The sequence below is a fragment of the Helicobacter mustelae genome (assembly GCF_900476215.1).
GTDB lineage: Bacteria > Campylobacterota > Campylobacteria > Campylobacterales > Helicobacteraceae > Helicobacter_H > Helicobacter_H mustelae.
The window spans coordinates 171,724-188,507 of sequence record NZ_LS483446.1 but is presented as its reverse complement, the minus strand read 5'-3'; the positions used below and the strand labels follow the sequence as shown (position 1 = coordinate 188,507).

The following is a 16,784-nucleotide window of genomic DNA, read 5'->3' as shown; positions in this document are numbered from 1 at the left end:
TTAAAATAACTTTGCATTGATCTTCCCTCGCAAACTACGCGCCACACTCTCAAATTTGCTGGCAAAAAATTTATTTTTGGTATTTAGGGTCTCTATGACTTTTTGTAGTTGGGGGTTGCTAAGGCGATTGATTGCATCCATACAAACCATTTGAAATTCCGCATCCTCTACAGAGCGCATGCTCTCCTCAATCATCTGGACATATTTCTCTATGATGCGATGATCCCGCTGCTCTTCACGCATCTTTTCACGAATAAAATCACCGAGATTTCTCAATTGCTTCATGGTCATTTTTTTGAGTGTGTTGCGCGGATAGGAGTGCGTAAAAGACATGATTTCCTCAATGATTTTATTTTTTTCTTTATCTTCCTCATGGAGTGTTGCATAACTCTCCTCCAATGCCTCAGGGAGGAAATGCTTAATGACATCAAGCTTCTTTCTGGCAATCTCTACCATTTTTTGCAATTCTTTTTGATCGAAGGAATTTTTATAAATCTGATAAAGGCGGGAGTCTTTGTAATCTGGCTTTGTGTATTTTTCCATCAGCGTATGGCGCTCCTCTTCTGGCAAGGGGGCTAGATTTTCCTCGATTTTTTCTAGCCAAAAGATGCGGTATTGATAGGACTTAATCTGAATGACACGATCAACAATATTGGAGGGGATTTTATTGATGCCATTGAGGATGAAATATCGCAATTCATCCAAAGAAAAATCCTCAATAAAAGCATCAATGATGTCATAGACCTTTCGCACACTGTGATTCACCCTGCATATTTGCTTTTGAATTTCTTGAACTTTGGAATCAAGTTCCTTTTGTTTTTTGACCTGGGCAAAATAGCGAATGTCAATATTATCCAGCAATTCATGCTGAGATTCCTGCACCTCTTGCCTTACTTTTTTGCTATAGATCTCAAATAACTCTTCCTCACTCATAGCATCAATATGACTCTTGTCATAGCCATTGCCAAGCAAAAAGGTTTGCATGGATTTTACAGAGGGCTTATGCATGTCTCTCCTTGCTGATGCTGATAGGCTTGATAGATCTTTAGCAGATCCAAATGCTCCAAGGGATCATGCACACGCAAGATATTTGCGCCATTCAAAAGCGCCAAAAAATGCATGGCCAAGGTCCCGCTTAGGCTATCCTCTGGAGTCTTGTTAAGAATTTTTTGGATAGTGCTCTTGCGGCTTGCCCCAACAAGCAAGGGGAGGCCAAAACTCTCAAAATGCCTAAGGTGGGCGATGAGATCTAGATTTTGCTCCAAATTTTTGGCAAAACCAAAACCAATGTCTAGGATGATGTCATAGACCCCCATGTTTTTGAGTGCCGTGATTTTTTCTGCAAAAAACGCACTCATCTCCCCAAAAAGATGCTCATAATTTGTGAGATTTTGCATTTCTTTTGGACTGCCTCTTGTATGCATCAAAATCACTGTAGCCTTATAACTAGCTGCAAGCTCTAGCATCCCGGGGTTTTGGAAACCACTAACATCATTGAGGATGGCAAAGCCACTATCAAGCGCCGCTTTTGCTACCTCGACATTATAGGTGTCGATGGAAAATTTCTTTTGTAAATAAAGCTTTTGAGAAGCAATAAAATCAAAAACCTCCCTCAAGCGCAAAAGCTCCTCCTCTGCCTCTAGAATCTGACTGCCCGGGCGAGAGCTCGCACCTCCAATGTCAATCATCCCCACTTCCATCTCAAGCAAAGAGAGGATTTTTTGTTTGGCATCCAGGGCGTTTGATCTTGAATCCACAAAAAAACTATCGGGCGTGAGATTAATCACTGCCATAATCTGTGTGCCAAAGTCTTTGCGCTGGGATAGATGAGCCTTGAGTCTCTTTGCTAGATCCCCTAACCCAAAGGGCTGGGTTTTGAGTTTGTTTAGCAGTCTTTGGAGCTGTGCCTTTGTGCCAAAAAGCACACCATCATAAAAAGCATCCCTTGCTAGAATGCAATCCCTTGGAGTGGCAAAATCCCCACCCACACCAATGGCCTCTTGCTTCAAAATGAGGGTGGCACTCAAAGAAAGATGCGTAATCTCAAAGGCTAGGATTTGGGATTTTTTACCCATGATTGCACATCCCATAGCATCACTGCCAATGCGCGCAAATGCCTGAGGCAAAAAATCAGGATTTAGGGTTTTTATTTGTGTCATCTTTGATTCTTTTTTTCCAAAAGCATGAGCAATAAAGGCAGTAGCACAAAGGAGAATTGTTGGTGATTAAAGGAGGCTAGGAGGGCCTCATCAAAGCTTTGTAACTCCTCCTGGCTCAAAACATACCCAGCCTTCTTGGCGCTAAAAAGCAGAGATTGAATCTTTTGCTTGGTGTATTCATAGGAGTTTTCATGCCTCTGCTTGAGATATTCATAAATTCCCTGCAGGCTCAGAGCATTGAGATCCAGGGAAAAATCTCTGATTTTTGCGCGAATTCTTTTGTCCTCTATATGCAGGCGCGAGCGCACAGTTGGCAAAAAAGTATTTTTGTTTTTTCCTATCAGGACAAAGGTGGTGTTTTTTGGTGGTTCTTCCAAGATCTTTAACAGCGCATTTTGCGCAAAACCATTATAAAAACTCGCCCCCAAAATCAGTGTCTTTTCTTTGCTTGAGCTGATGTATGCCTCTGCAATCACTTCATGGGCATGCTCGATCTTGAATTCTTTCAAAACCTCTTCTTCCTGAGAGAGAAATACGCGACAAAATTGGGGATCTAGCAAGGAGCTTTGATAGCAAACTTCTTGCATGATGTCATTGCTTAGGATGATTCTACTCATCTTCACTCCAGAATGATATTCCCAAACATCGCGCCAAAGAGTGCTTCTTCAAAGATTTTATAAAGCTGGATGAGCTTGTATTCGATTTTTATTTTTTCTTTAGTGCTGAGATTTAGAGCCTTTTGCATAGAGTCATCAAGCAACCACAAAAAACTATCATCCTTGCTGAGCGCAAGCTTTGCTACATCTCCTTGTGCCCTGCCAATATACCAAAATGCAAAATCCTTATAACTCAAAGAAAGCATATCTAGCACCAGGGCTGGATCTTGGGATTGGATCTTTGGCAGGATCTCAGAAACCCCAAAAATAGGGACCAATGGGCGCGCTGTGATGGGGCGATTGATGTTTTGGATCACAAATTTCTCAAACCACTCCAAGCGATCCTCTGTGCATACAAGCAACGTCCCGCCATTAAGAACATGAGAAATCATGCGGGAAAGCAGGCTCACTAGAGTAAAGCGCTCAATCTCTAGCCAATCGCTATCAAGAGCGATTTTGTTATGCTCCTCGCGGATGTTTTTGAGCATCCAATCTGAAATCTCCATCATGCATCTAGCTCATAAGCGCCATGCAATGCACGCACCGCAAGCTCAGCATATTTAAGCGCAATCACCATGGAGACTTTAATCTCGCTGGTGCTAATCATCATGATGTTGATATTTTCTTTTGCAAGCGCATGAAATGCCGTGCTCGCCACGCCAGAATGCGACTTCATGCCCACTCCCACGATAGATACCTTTGCGATTTCACAATCCACATCCACGCCCCCAAAACGCTTCAATGCCTCGCGCGCCTCCTTGACCTCTGACTCAGGGATGGTGAAATCCAAATCCGTCTTGCCATCTCTCCCAATGGTCTGCACAATCATATCCACATTGATATTTGCCTGTGCCAAGGTGCCAAAAATCTCAGCGGCAATACCGGGGCGATCGCTCACATCCCCCATGCTTACACGCGCCTGATTCTTATCTAGCGCCACGCCACTTACGATTGCTTTTTCCATGATATTCTCCTCATCTGTGATCAATGTCCCTTCATCATCACCAAAAGAGCTCCGCGTGATGAGGGGGATATTCCATTTTTTGGCAAGCTCCACAGAACGATTGAACAAGACTTTAGCCCCCATGGAAGCAAGCTCCAACATTTCATCATAGCTAATCTTGTCAATCTTCTTTGCCCTAGACTCCACCCTTGGATCTGTGGTATAGATGCCATCTACATCTGTGTAGATCTCGCACAAATCCGCGTGCAACGCCCCAGCAATCGCCACTGCGGAAAGATCGCTACCTCCCCGTCCAAGCGTGGTCACCTCACCTTGCTTGGTGATCCCCTGAAAACCCGCAACCACGACGATATAATCCTCTTTGAGGAAATGCTGTATTTCTCTTGGGTCAATATGCGTGATCCTTGCTTTGGTGTGGATGTCATCTGTAAAAACCCTAGCCCTTCTACCACTCAAAGAAATGGCCTTAAATCCCATAGAAGACAAAGCAATGGCTAGCAATGCGCTGGTGATGCGCTCCCCAGAACTTAGCACCATATCACTCTCCCTTGGATTGGGAGATTCTCCAAAATACTTGGTGTAGCCCACAAGCGTATCTGTCACTCCACTCATGGCAGATACCACTACCGCCACAGAGTGCCCTGCTCTTTTTGTTTGCGCTACACGATTTGCGACGTTCCAAATCCTATCACAATCCCCCATGCTAGTTCCCCCATATTTTTGCACGATTAACATTACAAATACCCCTCCTTTTGAAAATACTCTAGCACTTCTTTATAGACATTTTTTTTAAAATGATTCACAAGGCTTAGCAGAGTGTTGTAGTCTACAAATCGATAGGCACTAAATTCTGGGTTTTTGGTATTGAGATTGATATCAACTTCTTTTTTAAGACGCACCAAAAAATATTTTTGGATCTGACCATCAAAGGGGTACATTTTTTTGGAAACTGTGTTGGGGAAATCATAAGCAATCCATTTGGGGCATTCTACAAGGATCTCCACCTCATCTGTGCCAATCTCCTCTCTAAGCTCGCGAAATAGCGCTTCTCTAGGATTTTCTCCCTCATCAATCCCGCCTTGAGGAAACTGCCAAACGCCTTTCATATCGCTTCTTTGACCAAGAAAGAATTCACAAACACTGGGATATTTTGAGGAAACGATGACAGCAGCAACATTGGGGCGATATTTTTTTTCCATGTTCTTCACTCAAATTGATTGGAAAGATTATAGTAAAAATCCGCTTAAAATTCTAGTGAGATTCATGAAGTCTAAGGATGGAGAAATTTCTGATAGCAGCGATTTTGGAAGGAAGGCTCTCTATTTCTGCCAAGTCCTGTTACTTGGATTTTCAAGGTCTATGAATCTAGGGATTTTGAGCCAAAACCAATTGAGACAAAACCCCGCCAAGCACCTTGAGAAAAACCCCTCAAAGAGCCAAGAAGGGAGTTTCTAAGTATCTCAAAATTGGGATAGAGATTATTTTTTGTCTTTGAGATCTGTGGAGATGTATTTGGCAAGACCCTTGATATCCTCATCAGATAGGGAGGCTGCCTGACCCCACATTGTCCCACCAAGTCCATGTCTGTTCAAGGTTTTTGCCTTATATCCTCTCAAATCTTCCTCGATTTGCTTTGCACTCAAAGTGTTCACGATGGCACTTTTACCAAGTGCGGCTTTTTCCATTTTTTGTCCATGACAAACCGCACATTTTGTCTTGACGATTTTCGCAGGATTTGCATAAAGCGCAACCACTCCCAGTGATAAAATAACCAAAGCTTTTTTCATTGTATTTCTCCTCTAATTTTTGAAATAGGAGCATAATTGTAGTATAGAAAGTATAAAATTATTCAAAAATTTTGAGAAAAATTTGATTTTATACATTCATATCCCTTTTTGCACCAGTCGCTGCGGGTATTGCACCTTCAATTCTTTTGAAAACAAGCATGCGCTCATCCCCGCCTACATCAATGCGCTCTGCACAGATCTAGCCTCTCATTCCACATCACAGAGACTAGATTCCATATTTTTTGGTGGGGGCACGCCAAACACCCTAGACCCCAGGGCTTTTGAGAAAATCTTTGCAACTCTGCATAGGCATTTTTCCCTTGCACCTAAATGTGAAATCACTCTAGAGAGCAATCCTGATTTGGTCACCAAACAATGGTGCAAGGACCTCCATACGCTTGGAGCCAATCGCCTAAGCTTTGGGGTGCAGAGCTTTTTTGCCGACAAATTAGCGTTCTTGCAAAGAGAACACAGTCAAAGAGATATCCATCATGCACTAGAATGTGCAACACGGGCAGGATTTCAAAATCTCAGCATAGATCTCATCTATGACACTCCACTAGATAATGAAAAACGCATAAAAGAAGAGACTTCCCTTGCAAGCGCCCTGCCCATCAATCATCTCTCTGCCTATAGCCTCACAATAGAAAAACAATCCCGCCTCCAAAAACAAGGAGTGCAAGAAGCAAAAGAGAGTCTTTTTGATTGCATCCGTCAAAATCTCGCTAAACACAACTTCACCCAATATGAGACTTCCAATTATGCTAGAGGCTATAAGGTTGCGCATAATCTTGCTTATTGGCGCAATGAGGATTATATTGGCTGTGGTTGTGGAGCTGTGGGGAAGAGGGGGGATGTGCGCAGCTACACCCATCAAAATCTAGAGGCCTATATTGCCGATCCCACCTATCGCAAAAAAGAGAGATTAAGCAAAGAAGATAAAGTCCTAGAAACATTATTCTTGGGATTACGCAGTGAGGTGGGGGTGAGTTTAGAGGTCTTTCAAATCCAAAAGACTTCCACCCAAAACATCGAGCAAAAAATCTCCTGGCTCTTAGAGGAGGAGAAATGCTACATACAAGATCACAAACTCTTTGCTAAAGATTACTTTCTAGCAGATGAAATTGCACTGTTTTTAAGCTAGGGGGCCTTTGGGCTAGGATTTTGCTTGCGCTCGCGCCAAAATCCAAAAAGCAGTAGCACTACCCCCGCATCAATCATGACATCTGCAAAATTAAACACCGCAAAATCAAAACCATAATGCCAATACACATAATCCACCACTCCTCCATAGGTGAAGCGATCAAGGAGATTGCTGCTACCCGCACCAAAAATCAATCCAAATGCAATCCTATAGGCAAAGAAAAACTTACGCTGCAAATAAAGCACAATCCCAATACCCAGCATAAAAACAATCTGTAGATATTTGAGCCAATCCCCAAGCATGGACAAAAAAGAAAATGCCACCCCTTTATTAAACACCAACATCAAAGAAAGCATCTTGCTATCCCACACCATGCAAAACTCCCTGCCCCCACATTGCTGCACAAAATACAACTTTATCCCCTGATCTAGCAAAAAAACCAAGAAAAAAATCCAATAAAACTGACGCACTCACAACACCTTGGAGAGGAATTCTGTGAAGTCTTGCATGAGGGTATCTAGCTCTTTTTTATCCCTGCCCTCAAACAGGATTCTAAGCTTATTTTCTGTGCCAGAATAGCGCACCAAATGGCGAATATGCCTGCCTTCTATCTCCTGCAACCACTCCCCATAGCCCTCAATTTCCTCTAAAGGCTTTTTTTGGCTCACAGGAAGATTGCACAAGAGCTGAGGGGTGAGCTCAAAGGGATGAAGGGCCTGGCTTGCTCTTTGCCCAATATGTTTGAGATATGCCACAACCTGCAATGCACTCACAAGCCCATCACCAGTCTTTGCATAATCACTAAAAATAATATGCCCACTCTGCTCTCCTCCAAAATTGAGATCTTCTCTTTGCATGCAATCACTCACATATTTATCCCCCACATCACAACGTATGAGTTTGATATCCATGCCATTTAGAAATTCTTCCAGTCCAAAATTACTCATGACTGTGGCGACAATCTTTTGATTTTTGAGGCGCCCTGTGAGGAATTGGTATCTAGCAAGTGCGCCAATAAGCTGATCGCCATGCACGATTGCTCCCTCATTATCCACCACCACCAATCGATCTGCATCCCCATCAAGTCCAAAGCCAACATCCGCGCGATAGGTTTTTACCGCCTCACTCAGAGCATTTGGTGCAATTGCGCCACATTGTTCATTGATATTATAGCCATTGGGCTGATTGTGGATCACAATCACGTCTGCTCCAAGCTCAGAAAAGATCGTAGGAGCGACTTTATAGGCTGAGCCATTAGCAGCATCTAGCACCACGCGGATCCCCTGCATAGTAAAATCCTTGGGAAAGGATTTTTTGATCTGCACGATATAGCGACCATTCACATCATCAATCCGCTTAGAGCTACCAATCTCAACATGGGTCTTAAAGCTATTTTGAATGAGATTTTCATTTTTGAAAATCTCCTCAATCTCTCGCTCCGCCCCTTCATCAAGCTTAAAACCCAGGCGATCAAAAAATTTGATGCCATTGTCTTCATAGGGATTGTGACTAGCACTAATCATAATCCCCCCATCACAGCGCATGTCTTCAGTGAGAAATGCCACTGCTGGAGTAGGCATGGGGCCCACTTGGATGACATCATAACCCACAGAAGTCAGTGCAGAGACCAGTGCATTTTCTATCATATACCCACTGCGACGCGTGTCCTTGCCCACCAAAATCTTATTTGTCACACTATGTTTACGGAAATACAATCCCGCTGCTATGCCCAGTCGCAGTACCAGAAACGGAGTGATATCACTCCCAGCCTTTCCTCTCACACCATCTGTTCCAAAGATTTTCATTACACACTCCAAAATAAAAGATTTTAAACCCATTTTAAACAAAATTTTGGCATAATTTTGCCTTAAAATTGACTATGAAGAGGATAAAAATTATGGCCAATCATAAATCCGCAGAAAAAAGAATTCGCCAGACCATCAAAAGAACAGAGCGAAATCGCTACTACAGAACAAGAATCAAAAATATCATCAAAGCGGTGCGCACAAGCGTGGCTGCCAATGAAGTAGAAAAAGCCCAAGAAGCTCTGAAAATCGCAAACAAAGAACTCCATAAGTTTGTCAGCAAAGGTATCATCAAGAAAAATACCGCTTCAAGGAGAGTAAGCCGTCTAAATGCCGCGGTGAAAAAGATCGCCCTATCTGCATAAGCACCAATGCTTATTTCCAAACTTCTACCCATCATTAAAAGACATGATGAAATCACTGCTCTGCTTGTCGATCCCGCCATTACTTCTGATATCAAGGCACTCACAAATCTAAGCAAAGAGCAGAGCGAAATCCAAGAGATCACACAACAAACCAAGGCCTACATGGCCACGCTAGATACCATAAGGGATCTAGAAGATCTGATCCTAGAAGACAAGGCCTTAGCTGGCATGGCCAAAGAAGAACTAGAGGTTTTAAGAGAGAGAGCAAAAAACCTAGAAGAAAGCATCAAAACACTCCTCATTCCAAAAGATCCCAACGATGGCAAAAACATCTATCTAGAGTTGCGCGCTGGAACGGGCGGGGATGAGGCTGGAATTTTTGTAGGAGATTTGTTTCGGGCGTATTGTCGCTATGCAGATCTCAAAAAATGGAAAGTAGAGATCATTAGCTCAAGTGAAAACAATGTAGGGGGCTACAAAGAGATCATCGCGCTCATCAAGGGAGAGGGTGTTTATTCAAGACTGAAATTTGAAAGCGGCACCCATCGCGTGCAGCGCGTACCCGCTACAGAGTCCCAGGGGCGCATTCACACTTCTGCCATCACCGTAGCTTTGATGCCAGAAGTGGATGAGGTAGAGGTGGTGCTAAACCCAAGCGATCTGCGTATCGAGGTCTTCCGAGCGGGCGGACATGGTGGGCAATGCGTCAATACCACAGACTCTGCAGTGCGCATCACTCACATCCCCACAGGCATCAATGTATCCATCCAAGATGAAAAATCCCAGCACAAAAACAAAGAAAAGGCTCTAAAAATCTTGCGCTCAAGGATTTATGATGCTCAGATGGAGCAGCAGCAGGTGCAAAACGCCCAAACCAGAAAAAACCAAGTGGGAAGCGGGGATAGGAGCGAGCGCATCCGAACCTACAATTATCCACAAAATCGCCTCACAGACCACCGAATAGGACTCACCCTCTATAGCCTGGAGGAAGTCATGCTATCAGGCAATCTTGACCCCATCATAGATCCGCTTACTGCACATGCCAGAAGCGTAGAACTCGAATAATTTCTTTGATTTTTCTAGCAAAGGATAGCGCTGGCACCACTCTTGATGCAAAAATTTTTGGTGCTTTAAATTCCCTATGCCCCAAATTTTTCAAACTAATTTTTCAAACTTGCATGCAAGAATCTTCAAGCCACTTTTTCAAAAATCATTGCTTAACCCTAAGAGCACCTCATCTCCAATTATCAATTTTTAGGCTTGGCTCGCAACTCTAGGTGATGTTTTCAAAAAAGATAGAGAGGGGATAGTTTCCACCATGACTGCGCAGATCCAAATAGGCTCGCACATTCAAAAATTCATTTTTTGGCAGGGAAGAGAGCTTTTGACGTGCGAGATCAAGCATCTCCAAATCACACAAGACATACAAATAACTATTTTCTGCCCTTTCATCAGCGGTGCAAAGATCTTCAAAAAACTTCAACCACTCATCAGGGGTGTAAAAATGCTTGGTTCTTTTTGCGAGTTTGAGATAATCCTCTGCATCAAATTTGGATTTCTTAAAAATCTGCATAAGATAATCATCCTCCACCTTCTTGCCTTTTTTTTGTAAAAATTCCACGATCGCAAAGCTCATTTCCTTATCCAGTGTCTCGACTTTTTCTAGTTCTAAGATCTTGTAGAGATCCTTTGGCTCGATACGCTCAAGGATCTGGAGGAAGACTTCTTTTTTTGCGCCATTTGGTATAGGCATCTTAAAAGCATTGATCCCAAATCGATAATCTTTTTTTAATTTATTCATGATATTTTTAATAAAAAAATCATTTTCATAGGGGAGATTGTATTTTTTGATATCCTGTTCATACCCTAGAGATATCTGCTCTAACACATCAAAAACCCTATCGATCTTCTCCACCCCACTGGATTTGGAATCTAGGCGCGGGCGCAGCTCAAAGCGACTAAGCACCCTAGAAATCGTGCCTAGATTTTGCTGGCGATACTGCGTAGGACTGACTGGCTTCCCCATAGATTGGTTCAGAAACTGATCCATGAGCGCAGAAAAATCCCGTAGATAATAGAAGGACAGAAATTTGGTGCGCAAAAAATCCCAGAAAAAAAACAGAAGCGACATCACAAAAAACAATGACAAGATGATGGCCACCCAAATGGCTACGGGCAGCTCCACCTTTTCATTTGTGGGCATAGCAAGAGTGAAATTCCCTGGCAATACAGAATATACATACACACTAATCCCTAGGACAAACACAATCGTAAAGCCCAAATAATATTTCAACTTCATCCTATTTTCCTGTTTCTTTGATCTTTCTCATAGATCTGACGACACTTGATACAAAACTCTGCATGAGGCTTGACTCTCAAGCGCTCGATATCGATCTCCTCCTCGCACATCTCACAGACTCCATAAACATTATCAGTAATTTTCTTTAATGCTTTGGTAATTTTCTCAATTTCCTGACCATGTTTTTGCATGATGATGGCATTGAGCTTATGCTGCAAGTCCGCAGAGATGAAATCCATCTCATCATTAATATTTGCCACATCAAACTTGCCTGCCTTTCTATCCAAATCCAGACTATTAAAAATCTCATTCAACCGATCTTCTAACCTTTTTTTAAACCCTGCTAACTCATCACTGTTCATAACTCTTCTCTTTCCTATAAATTATTTGTGGTAGGGATGCTTATGCAAAATACTAAGCCCCCTATAAATTTGCTCACAAAGCACAATCTTAGCTACCCCATGACTCAAGGTCAATGCACTCAAACTCAGTGTTTTTGTTTGTTTTAAAAAATTCTGCTCAAAACCAAATGCTCCTCCAATAAAAAAATTAATGTTTTTTGACTCCAAAAGTGCACTAAATGCCAGGCTGTCATACACCTTGGAATCCTTGTGCAATGCAATATCAAGATCTCCGCTCAAATAAGGAGAGAGGAATTTAGCATAGCTCATCTGCGCATCTTTTGGGTTTTTTTTCTGCGCCTGCAAAATCTCTGCGTGAAAAATATTATAGATCTCAAGCCTTGCACCAAATTGCCTACAAAGCCTCTGGTAATGTGCTACAAAATCATCTTCCCAATCTTTTTTAGCGATACAATAGAGGTTGATTTTCATGCGTAGAAACTAACATACTAATAAGATCGCTGAGTGTTTTTCTCATCTCCTTGCGAGGGACTACCATATCAATGAGTCCATGCTCTAGCAAAAATTCTGCAGTCTGAAATCCCTCTGGCAAATCCGTGCCAATGGTCTGCTTAATCACGCGTGCACCAGCAAACCCAATCATTGCCCCTGGCTCTGCGATGATCAAATCTCCCAAAAACGCAAACGATGCACTCACACCCCCAAAAGTAGGATCTGTGAGCAAAGAAATGAAGGGTAATTTAGCATCGCTTAGGGAGTTGAGCGCTGCGCTGGTTTTTGCCATCTGCATCAGAGAAAAGGTAGATTCCTGCATCCTAGCCCCACCGCTGGCAGAAACAATGACTAATGCCTGATGATTCTCCACGCAGCGATTGATGGCGCGCACAATCTTCTCCCCCTCCACAGATCCAAGACTCCCCCCCATGAAAGAAAAATCAAAAATCACCAATTGCACAGGCACTTTGTTAATCCTAGCAAGCCCTGCGATCACAGAGCTGGGTCTGCCTGTTTTTTTCTGGTATTTTTCGATGCGTTTTTTGTAGCTTTCTTTGTCGACAAAATTAAGCGGATCTATGGGAGCGAGATCCTTATCGTATTCCACAAAACTATCAGAATCGCAGAGAAAATTGATGCGATCCTGCGCGCTGATGCGAAAATGATAGCCGCATTTGGGACAGACATATAACTGCGCATAAACCTCCTTGTAATACATCAAAGAAGAACAACCCTCACATTTTACCCAATGAACCGAAGTGTCTTTTTTGGCTCTCACCGTATCTCTTTTGAGGTTTTTCAAAAAATCTATAAAAGACATTGCCAACCTTAATTTTTTTCTGGATTTTAGCAAATCTTTTGGATTTTGACCTCTTTGATTTCTGCAAGAAAAATTGATTTTGTTTTTTTGAAACAATTCTCATGCTTTTGACTGGCCATAAACCTGGCTCTTTGCAACTTCAATGTCCTTGGGGTCATGCGTGTTTGTTCACTCCAAAATTACTGTTCATGCCAAAAAATTTGGTTATAATGCCTGCATCCCAAAAATACGCAAACTCCACACAAATCATCCCCACATATTCAGAAAGGAAGGAAATGGAAAAAATTTTGGACATTATCGAGATCATCGCCTATGAAAAGGGTATTCCCTATGACATGGTCCTAGATATTGTGAAAAATCTCATCATCAAAACCGCAAAACAAGAAATCAATGAGGAAATACAATACAGCGTAGAAGAAAGTCCCAAAGAAAAAACCCTAAAGCTAATACACAATCTCACCGTCTGCTCAGATGAGGATGAGAAGGCAGAAAACGACAAGCATCATTTCATCGCACTCAAAGATGCAAAAAACATTGATGCCTCGCTCAGCATCGGTGACATCATCAAATCCGAACTCACGCTAGAGAATATGAGTCGAGGTACGGTGAATAAAATCTTCCAAGATCTCGAGTATCAGCTGCAGCGCAGCATGGAAGAGCAGCTTTTCAAATCCTTCAAAGAAAAGATTGGCAAGATTGTAAGTGGCGTGGTTTTGGAAGTGGATGCACAAGAAAACACCTTCATAGAGATCCATGACATCCGCGCCATCCTGCCGCTAAAAAACCGCATTAAAGGCGAGAGATTCCAAAATGGAGATACCATCTCTGCGATCTTGAAATTTGTCAAAATGGATAAAAATGGCATTTATCTAGAACTCTCGCGCACCACGCCAAAGATGCTAGAAGAATTGCTCATGCTCGAAGTCCCTGAGATCAAGGATGGTGAGGTCATCATCCAAAAAACAGCCAGGATCCCAGGAGACCGCGCAAAAGTCGCGGTCTTTAGCACAAATCCAAAGATTGATGCCATTGGATCGACTGTGGGCGTGAAGGGTGTGCGCATCAATGCAGTAGGAAGGCAGCTCAATGGGGAAAACATCGACTGCATCGAGTATTCAGACGTGCCAGAAATCTTCATCACCCGCGCCCTAGCCCCCGCTAACATCATCAATGTACAAATCAAGCAAGAAGAACTCATCGCAAAAGTCAAACTCATGGCCAGCCAAAAAAGCAAGGCCATCGGAAAAAATGGCGTAAACATCCGTCTGGTATCCATGCTCACAGGATATAACATCGAAATCGAAGAGATCGCTGAAGAAATCAAAGAAAACACTAAAGAGGAAGCAACCACCCACAAACTTGGCATTGGTGCACTGGAATCACTATTCAAAAACTAAAATTTAAATCAAGCAAGGCTTGGATTTTGCACAGCCCCTCACAACATGAGAGGGCTAGGGGGTGAGTCTATTCCCACATCCGCTAAATGGGTTTTATTTTTTCAATGAAAACTGCTCCCCTAGCTCCTCTGGGGTAGCTAGCCCATAGGCTTGATTATTCATTGTGGCCAGCAGGATTATTCACTCCATCAGGATTTAAAAGGGGAAGAGGGATTCAATGTCGTAAGTGTGAGCGAGAGTTTTTCTCCCACCCCAAGCTCGCTCCCCCGCCCCCTACTCACACAAGAAAAGACCCAGCGCAAAACAAAATCCGCGAGAGAATCAATGGCAAAAAGACTAGAGTCCTAGGGCTGCTATGAAGAGGGCAGCGCTCTCACTTCTAAGCACGATGCCCCCATCAATGCCCAGAATCTCATGCCCTAGAAATGCCCTCACCTCCTCTGCATCAAACCCCCCCTCAGGACCGATCATCACACCATGCTCAAAATCACCCTGCCCAAAGCACTTCCCGCCAAAATGTAGGATCTTAGCACTAGGATAGAGTGCTAATGCTTCTTTTGTATTTTTTAATATTTCTAACTCCATAAGGGTGGATCTGCCGCATTGCTCACAGCTTGCAATAAGGATTTTCTCTAAGCGAGGGAGGGAGATTTTTTCATTTCTTTGGGAGCGATTTGCATAAAAGAGGCTGAGCTTACGCACACCTAGTTGATTGAGTATGGGCAGGGTTTTCTCGATGTTTTTACTCTCTGTGATGGCCCAGAGCAGATGCGTTTTTTTGGGCAGCACGACATAATCCTGGCTAGATTGCAGAGATAGGAGCGCGCTTTTTTTGGTGATTTCTACCTGCACATAATGATGGAGCTTCCCATCCATGAGATTACAAAAAGCAAGTGGGGTTTCTTTTTTGGTGCGGCGAGATTTGTAGAGATGGACAAATAACTCCCCCTCTATACAAAGCTCATGGCTGCCGCTTTCTTTGTGATAACAAAAGCGCATCACCTACTCCAAAGCAAAGACCCCACAAAGCCAAGAACCAAAAAGCCCATAACCCCTCCTTGCACAGCCCCCATCTCTTACCTGCTCCAAAGCATAAAGAGAACCACAAAGATCCCAAATCCACAGCCATAATAAATCTTGCAAAAGCGCACATATTTTTTCATCCCCGCCAAACTGATACGCGATCTTTTTAGGATTTTGCTGCGCATGATCTCAAGAGAGAGAAAAACCACCCATACCGCACACATCTCAAAGATCCTCCCCTCAAAGACAAAACCCATCATCGCCCAAAGAGAGATGCCTAGCAAAAAGATGATGGCCAGCAGACAAAAAATCAATGGCATGAAAAACCAAAGCCTTTTGTTGAGGGTGGCATAGTTTTTTTGCGTCCACAAAATACCAAAATCCATCAAATAAATCCCAGCCAAAAGCAGGGCAAAAAATTTATGATAGGAGCGGAGTTGCTCGATTGCTTGCAGAGTCAAATTATCATCCATGAAGGGCTCCTTTTTGAAGGGATTATTCTAGCACATTTATTTACTTTGGCAGGGAGGATGTGGTAGAATTCCGCCAAAACTAAAGGATGACAAATACAAAAGGGTATTTTGCTTTTGAATATGGGAGGACCAAGCCACCTAAGTGAAGTGGAAGTATTTTTGAGAAATATGTTCAACGATCCTTATATTTTGTCCATAAAAAATCCTTTGATTCGCAAGTTTGTGGGATACAACATCATCAAAAAGCGCTTAGAGATTGCCAAAGATAATTACCGCGCCATTGGTGGCAAATCCCCCATGGTGGAGCTGAGCTTTGCGCTATGCCAAAATCTCAGCCAAAAAGACCCAGAGAATTTCTATTCCTATGCCATGCGCTATGCCCCTCCCTACACAGAAATGGCCCTGCAAGAGATGCAACAAAAAAACATCCAAAAAATCCATCTCTTTAGCATGTATCCCCAGTATTCCACCACCACCACGCTCTCTTCCTTCAAAGAAGTGGAAAAATGCCTAAAAAAGCTAAACTATAAGCCTGTAATTCACTTCACAGAGCGCTATTACAATGCCCCCACCTATCTTAAAGCCATTGCACAAAGCATCATAGAAAATCTAGGCAAAAAAAATGCAAGGGATTATACATTGCTATTTTCTGCCCATTCCCTACCCCAAAGCATCATTGATCGTGGCGATCCCTATCAGAAGGAATGTGAGGCAAGTTTGCAGGGCATTTGCAAAGAGCTAGAGAAGCGCGAGATTTTCTTTGAGAATGTATTGCTTGGCTATCAGTCACGCGTGGGCAAGATGGAGTGGATTGGTCCCAGCACCAAAGATCTCATCTCCCAACACAAAGACAAAAATCTCATTATCTATCCCCTAAGCTTTACCATTGATAATTCCGAGACACTTTTTGAGCTTGATATCCAATATCGCGAGCTGGCTGAACAAATTGGGGTGAGGGATTTTATCCTTTGTCCCTGCTTGAATGCCAGCGATGCTATGGCTGAGATTATTTTACATTTTTTGAAAAAGGAGTAA

General features: G+C 42.9%; 20 protein-coding genes. 5 read left to right on the top strand and 15 right to left on the bottom strand.

What is annotated here, in order from left to right; genetic code table 11:
- The 7 genes from DQN48_RS00860 to DQN48_RS00825 all read right to left on the bottom strand — a co-directional run bounded on the left by DQN48_RS00860 (position 1) and on the right by DQN48_RS00825 (position 5,566).
- Positions 1–1,008, bottom strand: coding sequence for a hypothetical protein (locus DQN48_RS00860; RefSeq protein WP_013022506.1), 1,008 nt, complete (start codon positions 1,006–1,008; stop codon positions 1–3).
- On the bottom strand, positions 990–2,159 hold the full coding sequence (gene folP, locus DQN48_RS00855; protein WP_013022505.1) for a dihydropteroate synthase: 1,170 nt from the start codon (positions 2,157–2,159) through the stop codon (positions 990–992). The genes DQN48_RS00860 and folP overlap by 19 nt, the downstream gene beginning before the upstream one ends.
- Positions 2,156–2,776, bottom strand: coding sequence for a DNA polymerase III subunit delta' (locus DQN48_RS00850; RefSeq protein ID WP_013022504.1), 621 nt, complete (start codon positions 2,774–2,776; stop codon positions 2,156–2,158). The genes folP and DQN48_RS00850 overlap by 4 nt, the downstream gene beginning before the upstream one ends.
- Positions 2,777–2,778: 2 nt before the next feature.
- Positions 2,779–3,324: a HobA family DNA replication regulator gene (locus DQN48_RS00845; protein WP_081441268.1), complete on the bottom strand. Its 546-nt coding sequence runs from the start codon at positions 3,322–3,324 to the stop codon at positions 2,779–2,781.
- Entirely contained in the window at positions 3,321–4,514 is a 1,194-nt protein-coding gene (locus DQN48_RS00840; protein WP_013022502.1) for an aspartate kinase, read from the bottom strand. Before DQN48_RS00840 ends, DQN48_RS00845 begins: the two co-directional genes overlap by 4 nt.
- Entirely contained in the window at positions 4,514–4,978 is a 465-nt protein-coding gene (locus tag DQN48_RS00835) for an RNA pyrophosphohydrolase (protein ID WP_013022501.1), read from the bottom strand. Before DQN48_RS00835 ends, DQN48_RS00840 begins: the two co-directional genes overlap by 1 nt.
- Before the next feature lie 279 nt (positions 4,979–5,257).
- Positions 5,258–5,566 carry a c-type cytochrome gene (locus tag DQN48_RS00825; RefSeq protein ID WP_013022500.1) on the bottom strand — a complete coding sequence of 103 codons (309 nt, stop codon included), beginning with the start codon at positions 5,564–5,566 and terminating at the stop codon, positions 5,258–5,260.
- A gap of 82 nt (positions 5,567–5,648) precedes the next feature.
- Here DQN48_RS00825 and hemW point away from each other — a divergent pair, with 82 nt between their 5' ends.
- Positions 5,649–6,710, top strand: coding sequence for a radical SAM family heme chaperone HemW (gene hemW, locus DQN48_RS00820; protein WP_013022499.1), 1,062 nt, complete (start codon positions 5,649–5,651; stop codon positions 6,708–6,710).
- Here hemW and lspA read toward each other — a convergent pair.
- Both lspA and glmM read right to left on the bottom strand, forming a co-directional pair.
- The gene (gene lspA / locus DQN48_RS00815) at positions 6,707–7,180 is read right to left on the bottom strand and encodes a signal peptidase II (protein WP_013022498.1); all 474 of its coding nucleotides are present in this window, start codon (positions 7,178–7,180) and stop codon (positions 6,707–6,709) included. The genes hemW and lspA overlap by 4 nt on opposite strands.
- Positions 7,181–8,515 carry a phosphoglucosamine mutase gene (gene glmM / locus DQN48_RS00810; protein WP_013022497.1) on the bottom strand — a complete coding sequence of 445 codons (1,335 nt, stop codon included), beginning with the start codon at positions 8,513–8,515 and terminating at the stop codon, positions 7,181–7,183. It lies immediately after the preceding gene.
- 92 nt (positions 8,516–8,607) lie between these two features.
- On the opposite strand from glmM, the gene rpsT reads away from it, so the two are divergent.
- A complete protein-coding gene (rpsT, locus tag DQN48_RS00805) occupies positions 8,608–8,880 on the top strand; it encodes a 30S ribosomal protein S20 (protein ID WP_013022496.1) in 273 nt (90 codons plus the stop codon).
- A 6-nt stretch (positions 8,881–8,886) separates the two neighbouring features.
- Positions 8,887–9,945 carry a peptide chain release factor 1 gene (gene prfA, locus DQN48_RS00800; protein WP_013022495.1) on the top strand — a complete coding sequence of 353 codons (1,059 nt, stop codon included), beginning with the start codon at positions 8,887–8,889 and terminating at the stop codon, positions 9,943–9,945.
- Between the two features lie 208 nt (positions 9,946–10,153).
- Here the strand turns inward: prfA and DQN48_RS00790 are convergent, their stop codons facing one another.
- The 4 genes from DQN48_RS00790 to accD are packed head-to-tail and all read right to left on the bottom strand — an operon-like array spanning position 10,154 to position 12,856.
- On the bottom strand, positions 10,154–11,179 hold the full coding sequence (locus DQN48_RS00790) for a hypothetical protein (RefSeq protein ID WP_041913030.1): 1,026 nt from the start codon (positions 11,177–11,179) through the stop codon (positions 10,154–10,156).
- A complete protein-coding gene (dksA, locus tag DQN48_RS00785; protein WP_041913029.1) occupies positions 11,176–11,541 on the bottom strand; it encodes an RNA polymerase-binding protein DksA in 366 nt (121 codons plus the stop codon). The genes DQN48_RS00790 and dksA overlap by 4 nt, the downstream gene beginning before the upstream one ends.
- A 21-nt stretch (positions 11,542–11,562) precedes the next feature.
- Entirely contained in the window at positions 11,563–12,012 is a 450-nt protein-coding gene (rlmH, locus tag DQN48_RS00780; protein ID WP_013022492.1) for a 23S rRNA (pseudouridine(1915)-N(3))-methyltransferase RlmH, read from the bottom strand.
- Positions 11,984–12,856: an acetyl-CoA carboxylase, carboxyltransferase subunit beta gene (gene accD, locus DQN48_RS00775; RefSeq protein ID WP_013022491.1), complete on the bottom strand. Its 873-nt coding sequence runs from the start codon at positions 12,854–12,856 to the stop codon at positions 11,984–11,986. The genes rlmH and accD overlap by 29 nt, the downstream gene beginning before the upstream one ends.
- A gap of 275 nt (positions 12,857–13,131) precedes the next feature.
- On the opposite strand from accD, the gene nusA reads away from it, so the two are divergent.
- A complete protein-coding gene (gene nusA / locus DQN48_RS00770) occupies positions 13,132–14,253 on the top strand; it encodes a transcription termination factor NusA (RefSeq protein ID WP_041913028.1) in 1,122 nt (373 codons plus the stop codon).
- Positions 14,254–14,589: 336 nt separating this feature from the next.
- On the opposite strand, the gene DQN48_RS00760 is transcribed toward nusA, so the two are convergent.
- Complete coding sequence (locus tag DQN48_RS00760; protein ID WP_013022489.1) at positions 14,590–15,252, bottom strand: 16S rRNA (uracil(1498)-N(3))-methyltransferase; 663 nt, start codon at positions 15,250–15,252, stop codon at positions 14,590–14,592.
- A gap of 77 nt (positions 15,253–15,329) precedes the next feature.
- Positions 15,330–15,749 (bottom strand): hypothetical protein, encoded by a 420-nt coding sequence (locus DQN48_RS00755; RefSeq protein ID WP_013022488.1) that lies wholly within the window; start codon positions 15,747–15,749, stop codon positions 15,330–15,332.
- 108 nt (positions 15,750–15,857) lie between these two features.
- On the opposite strand from DQN48_RS00755, the gene hemH reads away from it, so the two are divergent.
- Complete coding sequence (gene hemH / locus DQN48_RS00750; RefSeq protein ID WP_013022487.1) at positions 15,858–16,784, top strand: ferrochelatase; 927 nt, start codon at positions 15,858–15,860, stop codon at positions 16,782–16,784.